Origin of the sequence: Pinirhizobacter sp. (assembly GCF_035317885.1) — a bacterium.
Taxonomy (GTDB): Bacteria; Pseudomonadota; Gammaproteobacteria; order Xanthomonadales; family Rhodanobacteraceae; genus Pinirhizobacter.
Genome location: NZ_DATHFX010000423.1, coordinates 1 through 8,564 on the forward strand (window position 1 = coordinate 1; position 8,564 = coordinate 8,564).

Here is an 8,564-nt window from a genome sequence, read left to right on the forward strand (position 1 = left end):
CGGCGCCTGCCGCCGCCTCGATGCGGAACTGGTGAAGCTCCACGTGCCAGCGTGGCACGGCCGCGGCGAGCGAGGCGAACAGTTCGTGGCATAGCCTGAGGATCGCCGCCAGCGTGAGGCTTGCGGCGATGTCCGGCTCCACCGGTTCGAACCAGCGCTCGATGTCACCTTGCAGCGTGTTGTACGCCAGGCTCTGGTAGTGCGCCTGGTGCGGCGCCTGGCTGATGGCGCCTGTTTCATCCACGCGGAAGGTGGCGTGCCGGCGGCGGCGCTGGCGTCCGCGCGCGGCAAGGTAGGTATCCGGCGCCAGGCGTTCCCAGCTGGCTGCGAACGCTTCGAAGTCGGGCAGCGGGCCCAGCAGGCCGGCCATGGCATCGGCTTTGGCAAACGCAAAACCATCATGTCGAAGTTGCTCGCGCAACAGGGGCAGCAGCACGTCATCGGCTTGGGCATTCATGATGCCGATTATAGTTCCCGCCTGCCTTCGATGGTGATGAAGGCAACCACGCCTGCCGCTACCGCACAGGCTGCGCCCACCATCAGCGCCATGTCGTAGCCTGCGGCAAGCTGCAGGCCGCTGGCAGCTAGCACGCCACCGAGCAAGGCAGTGGCCACCAGGCCCCCCGTGCGCGCCACGGCGCTGTTGAAGCCCGAGGCCACGCCCGCATGGCGGTTTTGCACCGAGGCGAACACCGCCGTGGTGAGCGGCGCCACCGCCCCGGCCATGCCCAGGGCGATGATCACCATCGCCGGGAAGGTTCCCGTCCAGTAATTCCCGTCGCTGGGTATTCGGGTTGCCAGCAGCAACCCGCCGCCAACGATCACCGGGCCAATCGACAACGGCAAGCGTGCCCCAAGCTTGCCGGCCATCCGCCCCATCAACGGCGACGCCACCGAAATCACGATCGGCAGTGGCAGGAGCGCTGCGCCCGCAACCATCGCCGGATAGTGTGTGAGGCGGATCAGCACATACGGAATGAGCACCAGTACGCCGCCCAATGCGCCATACAGCAGGAAGGTAAGGACGGTAAGGCCGACGAACCCGCGCGAATGGAACAGGGCCAGCGGCAGCATCGCCCGGTCGCCGCGGCGATGCTCGGCCACGACGAAGGCAACGCCCAGTGCGATGCCGAGCAACAAGGCGATGGCAGCACGCAAGGGCAGCATCCGCGCTTCGGAAACGATGGTGAGCGCCCAGGTCAATAGTGCCAGTGCAGCCGACGCCAGTACCGCGCCGGGCACATCCAGCCTGGGCCGTGCGTCGCCCCCGCCGGCTGGTACGTAGCGCATCGCCAGGATGATTGCCGCCAGGGCGATGGGCAGGTTCATCAGGAACATCCAGCGCCAGCCGACGGCATCGATCAGCCAGCCACCGAGCAAAGGCGCGCCTGCCGCGCCCACTGCGCCTGCCGCGGCCCAGATACCGATGGCCCTGCCGCGGCGCGCTCCGTCGAACGTGGCGGCAAGGATCGCCAGGCTGTTGGGCATCAGCATCGCCGCGCCCGTACCCTGCAGCACGCGGCCGGCCAGCAGCCAACCGAAGGTAGGCGCGAACGTGCAAAGCAGCGACGCCACGGCGAACAGCACCAGGCCTGACACCAGCAGCCGCCGACGGCCGAACAGGTCGCCCGCGGCACCGCCGGTAAGCAGCAGGGCACTGAGCGGCAACAGGTAACCGTTGACTACCCAGGATAGCTGCGCGCCATCGGCGCCAAGCCCATGGCCGATTGCCGGCAGTCCCACATTGACGATCGACCCGTCGATGAAGGAAAGGCTCGAGGCAAGGATGGTGGTGGCCAGCACCATGGCCGGATGAGCGGTGGCCTCGCCGGCCGGCGCACCGTCGACGGCCGGACCGTCAGGCGGCGAGTGCCACGCGTTGCTCATGCACGGTGTCCTTACAGGTAGTGCCGGACCGCATCGCGAAGGCGCGCGGCGAGGTCGGGCGTGAGTTCGCCAAGCACGCCCTTCCGGTGGGCGGGAATATGCGCGGAGGGGTCTTCTTCGCCGAACACATACCAGTCAAGCAGTTCGCGCCAGGCCTTGCGCTCGGCGGCGGGCAGCGAACGGAAGGCCAGGATGGCGTTCATCAAGGCGCCCAGCGCGGTACCCGGCACCACGCCGGCGGTGGAGGCCGGCTTCCACCACCAGTTCACCAGCGCGTTCAGTGGCTCAAGTGATTCCACATGGTGCCACCACACCGGGGGAATGAAGATCGCGTCGCCGGGTTCAAGCTCGGCCACCAGGGCGTGTTCCATGGCAAGTTTCAGCCGTGGGAAACGGGCATCGGCCGGGTCCAGTGGTGCCATGGCGATTGCCGCCCCAGTAGGCGCGAAGTCCAGCGGCCCTACGTAGAGATTGCTTACCTGGGAGGGCGGCAGCAGGGTAAAGCGTCGGCGGCCACAGGCCACCACTGCGATGTTGTGGAACTCATCGAAATGCGCCGGCGTAGTGACGTGGTTACCGATCCATATCCTCGGTCGTACCATGCGATCAAGGAATGGCAGTGCATCATCGGGAAGCAGCCCGGGCAACACGTTGTCCACCGGCGCGCTCTGGATCGCCAATCCGGGTGTTGCGCCTTCCTGGCGGCTATAGGCGGCCAGGCGCTTCAGTCCCTGGGTCACGGTGACGCGATGGTGGGCATAGTTGAAGCCGGTCATGTCGGCGTCGTAACCCACCATGCCGCCCGCGGCAGGATCCATCAGCAGGGTGTCGACCACCCCGCCGCTGTCGAGCAGGGCCAGGTGGGCGGCGAAGGCCGTTGCCGATTCACGACCCTTCTGGACGACTGCCCAATCACGTCCCAGCCCGCGCAGCACCAGCGGCGTGGAACGGCCGACGAAGTCGTCCGGACGCAAGGCGTGGGCCGGGGCGACGCGTTCTTCGATGGGGGCGGGCATGGTGCGCATGCTAGCAGGCCATCCACGCCGGGCTAGGCGCGTGGGCCGCCCGGAGCTATAAAGACCTCTTGTCGTTCACTTAGGGTCGTCCATGACGTCGTTCATGCGTGTCGTTGTCACAGCAGTGTGCCTGGCATGGGCAACGGGCCTTGGGGCGGCGCCGGCGCCGGCTTCCTCGCCGGTGGATTGGGTCAATACCTATATCGGTACGGGCGGCGGCGGCGTGGAATACGGCGGCAGCATGCCGGTGGTGACCACGCCCTTCGGCATGACCAACTGGACGGCGCAAACCCGCCAGAACCGCATCAGCGTCACCAGCTATGCCTATGAAGACACCCAGATCCAGGGCTTCATCGGCACGCACCAGGCGGCGATCTGGATGGGCGACTATGGCTACGTCACCCTGATGCCGGAGATCGGCGGCATCAACTATGCGCCCGAGGCCCGTCAGCAGCCGTTTTCCCATGACGATGAAACAAGCACGCCGTACTACTACGCGGTCACCATGGGCAAGGGCGACGATCACCGCATCAAGACGGAGATGACGGCCACCGACCACGCCAGCCACTTGCGCTTTACCTTTCCGTTGAAGTCGAAGGCCAGCGTGCTGATCGAAGGCACGCGGCCGCATGTCAATGGTGAAGTCAGCATCGATCCGGTGCGCCACGAGATATCAGGCTACAACCCCGACCGCATGGACGCGCATCTGGGTCCCCTGAAGCTTGCGAATTTCAAGGGCTATTTCGTGGTGCGTTTCCACCAGCCGTTCTCGGCGCGCACGGTGTACCAGGGCGTATTGATGGTGCCGGGCAAGGACACCGTGGCCGGCGACAATGTGGGTGCCTTCGTCTCCTTCGACACTTCCGCCAGCGGTGTGGTGGAAGCGCAGGTGGGCACGTCGTTCATCAGCATCGAACAGGCCCGCGCCAACCTCGATGCGGAAATGCCCGACTGGAATTTCGAAGCCAGGCGCGATGCGCTGAAGGCCACCTGGAACGCCAAGCTTGGCATCGCCACGCTCGATGGCGCCAGCGACGACGAGCGCCATGTGTTCTACAGCGCGCTCTACCACGCATTGCTATACCCGAAACTGTTTTCCGAGCATGGCCGTTACTACAGCGCCTTCGACGACAAGGTGCATGAGGGCGAGTCGTACACGGCTTATTCGATCTGGGACACCTTCCGTGCCGAGAACAGCCTGATCACCCTGTTCGCTCCCGAGCGCGTCGACGGCATGATCAAGGCACTCCTGCAGAACTACCAGGAAGGTGGCTGGATGCCCAAATGGCCCAACCCCAGCTACACCAACATCATGATCGGCACCCACGCCGATGCGCTGGTAGCGGAGGCTGTGAACAAGGGCTTCAAGGGCTTCGACTGGAACCTGGCCTGGGCGGCGGTGCACAAGGACGCCACCGTGCCGCCCGATGGCGACACCACGCGTCGCTGGTTCGATCGCGAGCCGCACACGCCCTACGAAGCCCGTGCAGGGCTTACCTGGAGCGCGAAGATCGGCTACATCCCCGACGACAAGATTTCCGAAAGCGCCTCCAGCACGCAGGAAGAATCCTTCGACGACTACGCCGTGGCGGAAGTAGCGCGTGCGCTCGGCCGGAACGACGATGCCGCCTTCTTCCGCAAACGGTCACTGGCTTACAAGAACCTGTGGAACCCGAAGCGCGGCTTCATGCAGGCGCGCAACCTCGATGGCTCCTGGGCTGCGCCTGACCGCGGCTGGACCGAGGGTGATCAGTGGGTGTACCTGTTCGCGGCCCTGCACGATATTCCCGGCGTGATGAAGTTGATGGGCGGGCCGGCCCAGGCGGCGGCCAAGCTCGATGAGCACTTCCATGGCGGCCACAACCGCCACGACAACGAGCCCAGCCACCACTACGGATACCTCTACGACTATTTCGGCCAGCCGTGGAAAACCCAGGAGCGCGTGCGCCAGCTCGCCCGCGATGCGTACTCGAACACGCCCAACGGCGTACTGGGCAACGAGGATTGCGGCCAGATGTCGGCGTGGTACGTCTTCACAGCCATGGGCTTCTACCCGGTCAACCCGGTGTCCGGGCAGTACATGATCGGCAGCCCGATCTATGGCGGGGTGACCTTGAACCTGCCCAACGGCAAGGTGTTTTCGGTCAAGTCCGCCAATGCATCGGCGGCCAATATCTATATTCAGTCCGCCACGTTGAATGGCAAACCTCTGGACGAGCCGGTGATCACCTGGGCGCAGATCCAGGCCGGCGGAGAACTGGCTTTCGTGATGGGATCCAAGCCTTCACGCTGGGCCGCAAGCTGGAAGCCGAGCCCAATGTAAGCCGCGGTAGCGCAAGGCATTGTTGCGACGCAGGCTGTCATGTAAACGTTTTCATATTAGCATCCGGGACCTCCCCTTGAAGCCAGGAAGGCTGCCTTGAAGGTTCCCCGATCGATGCGAAAGAATGTTTCCCTTGCGACCGGGCTTTGCGCCCTTTTCCTGGCCGGTATCGCCCACGCGGCGTTGCCGCCACGTGCCCAATGGCACGCCACGGCTTCATCGGATGCGGTGCCGGCGCTGGCGCCGGCCAACGCCATCGACGGCGACGAGACCACCCGCTGGGGTGGTTCCTTCAGTGCCGATAACTGGTTGCAAGTGGACATGGGCAAGGCCGCCGCGGTGGGCGGAGTCAGGATTCACTGGGACAGTGGCTTCGCCCAGTCGTACAGCATCCAGACCTCACTGGATGGCAAGGCCTGGAAGCAGGCCTACGCCACCACGGATTCGAAAGGCGGCACTGACTACATCTTCTTCCCCCAGGTAGAGGCGCGTTACCTGCGCCTTGCCAGTGCGCCGCGGACGGCCGACTGGGGTGTCTCGGTGTTCGAGTTCGAGCCGGTATCGGTGGAAGACTCACCACGGATCCAGGGTCTGGCGGGCAAGGAACCGGCCGGTATATGGGCACCCTCGGCAGCTCGCGCGATCGAAGGCAAAGCTGCGGACGCTTCGGCCAAGACGTCACGTTCGTTGGTGATCCAGTTCCCGCGGGCATTTCCCACAGCCGGGGTTGAAGCGACGTGGGCGGGGCCCCGCGGCGATGCGCGCCTGGAGCAACTGGATGCTTCGGGGCACTGGATAGCGGTGTCGGACGACCCGGGCCCGCAGGGTGAGACGTCCTACCTCGCCGCCAGTGAGGCCTTCAGTCCGAAATCGCTTCGTCTTCTTGTGCAGGGCGTCGATGGCAAGGCTCCGGCGATCAGTCGCTTGTCCTTGCTGGGCCCGGCGCGCCTGATGACGCCGATGAAACGCTACGAGGTCGTCGCCTCGCGCGCCAATGCACAGCTGTTCCCGTCGTCGCTGCATCAGATGCAGGTGTACTGGACGGTGGTGGGCATCCCGGCCGGGCCGCAGAAATCCATCTTCGATGAATACGGCAACATCGAGGCAGCTCGCGGCATGCCGCTGGTGCAACCGGTGTGGCGCGATGCTTCGGGCCATGCCGTGTCCGCCGCGCAGGCAACGCTTAAGCAGACGTTGCGGGACCAATGGATGCCGATGCCGGCCGTGGAATGGACAGTGCAACCTGGCTTGAGCCTGCGCAGCGAAGCATTCACGCGCGACGTCGACGGCCAGCCGGTGACTGAAGTGCGCCACCGTCTTCTCAATACCGGCAGTACGCCCATCGACGGCAGCCTGTCACTGATCGTGCGGCCGATGCAGATGAACCCGCCGTGGCAGAACGGCGGTGTGTCGGCCATCCATGACCTTGCCATCGGCGAGGGCACGGTGAACGTCAACGGCAAGCTCCTGATGCAGGCTTCGACCGCGCCGACGCAGGCGGGAGTCTCGGCCTTCGGCGCGCACGGCGAGGGTGAAATCACCGCCGCGGTCGCTGCCGGCAAACTGCCCGATGGCAACGTGGTGCACGACGACAGCGGCCTGGCTTCGGGCGCGCTTTCCTATACGGTGCACCTGGCACCGGGCGAGCATCGCGATGTGGTCGCGGCGTTTCCGTTGCTGGGCCGCTCCGTGGTGTCGCCGGCTGACGGGTTCGACGCGCGTGCTGATGCGGTGGCGGCCGACTGGCACCATCGACTGGGTAACGTAGGGATCCGATTGCCCGATGAGAGCCTGGTGGACGTGTTGCGCTCGCAGGCGGCCTACATGCTGATCAACCAGACGGGCCACGCGATGCAGGCGGGGCCGCGCAACTACGACCGGTCATTCATCCGCGATGGCGCGGCGACATCATCGATCCTGCTGCGCATGGGACAGGCCCGCGTGGCCCGCGATTACCTCACCTGGTATGCCAGCCACGCCGTGCACGAAAACGGATTGGTTTCACCGATCCTGAACCAGGACGGCAGCGTCAACCGTGGCTTCGGTTCGGACATCGAGTACGACAGCCAGGGTGAATTCATCACGCTGGTGGCGGATGTGGCGCGCCTTGATGGTGGCGCGGGTTCCGTGCGGGAACTCAAGCCCAAGGTGGAAGCGGCACTGAAATTCCTGCAGGTGTTGCGCGAGCGCACCATGGTGCCGGGTTACCTGGCCAACCAGCCGGCGCCTGGGCGCTTCCAAGGCATCATCGCGCCATCGATCAGCCACGAAGGTTATTCCAGCCCCACGCATAGCTACTGGGATGACTACTGGGCGCTGAAGGGATGGCACGACGGCCTGTGGCTTGCCGAACGCTGGGGTGACACGGCGTTGGCCGAGTACGCGCGCAAGCAGTACCAGGCGCTGCGTGAGTCGGTCGCGGCGTCCATCCGCAGCACCATGGCCTGGAAGGGTTCGGATTCCATGCCATCGGATGCCGACCTCGGCGGCAACGATCCCACCAGCGTGTCCATTGGCCTTGATCCTGCCGGCCAGCAGGACATCATGCCGCCGGAGGCCCTGAAGAACACCTTCGATCGCTATCTTGTCGACGTGCGTGCACGGCGGGCGCCGGGCTCGCTCTACGCCTACACACCCTATGAGATACGCAACGTGCTCACCTACGTGCGGCTGGACCGCCCGGACGTGGCCAATGAATTGCTGGAAGACTTCGTCCACGACCGCCGCCCGCTGGGCTGGAACGTGTTCGCTGAAGTCGTTCACTCGCGCCTGCGCCATCCGGGTTACCTCGGCGACATGCCGCACACCTGGATCGGTTCGGAATACGCCCGCGCCATCTTCGGCATGCTGATGCGCGAAGCCGACGACGGCCTGTATCTGTTGCCCGGTGTCGGCGCATCCTGGGTGGCGGGCGAGGGCCTGTCGGTGGACAAGCTACCCACGGAGTACGGATCGCTGACGATGACCGCACGCCAGCAAGGTGCGGCGCTTACCGTGACGCTCGGCGACGGCATCAGGAAAGGCAGTCATCTGCGCGTGTTCTGGCCGGCACGGTCGAAGCCGGCCAAGGTGGTGGTCGACGGTAAGTCGGTGACCGACTACACCGCTGACAGTGTGCGGCTGGAGAAACCGTTCAAGGTATTGAAGGCGGAGTGGTAGAACTCCGCCTTACTTACTCCGCACCGGCCCAGCGATGCCTCTCGGCCATCGCCAGCGCCAGCTTCGGCCCAAGCCGTGCGGCGCGTTCGCGGTCTTCGCGTTCCCGCCGGATTTGCGGCCAGCGTTCAAGATAGGCGGCAAGGACAGCCGGGTCACAGGTGTAGCGCCTGAAGGCGTCG

The 8,564-nt window shown here is 65.2% G+C and carries 5 protein-coding genes; 2 read left to right on the top strand and 3 right to left on the bottom strand.

The window, feature by feature from the left end; all coding sequences use genetic code 11:
- The 3 genes from VK519_RS13910 to VK519_RS13920 all read right to left on the bottom strand — a co-directional run.
- Nucleotides 1–457, bottom strand: a 457-nt coding sequence (locus VK519_RS13910; protein ID WP_324350734.1) for a 2OG-Fe dioxygenase family protein, incomplete at its 3' end; no start/stop codon positions are given.
- Between the two features lie 8 nt (nt 458–465).
- Entirely contained in the window at nt 466–1,887 is a 1,422-nt protein-coding gene (locus VK519_RS13915) for an MFS transporter (protein WP_324350736.1), read from the bottom strand.
- A gap of 11 nt (nt 1,888–1,898) precedes the next feature.
- Nucleotides 1,899–2,912, bottom strand: coding sequence for a cupin-like domain-containing protein (locus tag VK519_RS13920; protein WP_324350738.1), 1,014 nt, complete (start codon nt 2,910–2,912; stop codon nt 1,899–1,901).
- A 94-nt stretch (nt 2,913–3,006) separates the two neighbouring features.
- On the opposite strand from VK519_RS13920, the gene VK519_RS13925 reads away from it, so the two are divergent.
- Nucleotides 3,007–5,226, top strand: a complete 2,220-nt coding sequence (locus tag VK519_RS13925; protein ID WP_324350740.1) for a GH92 family glycosyl hydrolase — start codon at nt 3,007–3,009, stop codon at nt 5,224–5,226.
- Nucleotides 5,227–5,340: 114 nt separating this feature from the next.
- Nucleotides 5,341–8,385: a discoidin domain-containing protein gene (locus VK519_RS13930; protein ID WP_324350741.1), complete on the top strand. Its 3,045-nt coding sequence runs from the start codon at nt 5,341–5,343 to the stop codon at nt 8,383–8,385.
- Nucleotides 8,386–8,564: the final 179 nt, after the last annotated feature.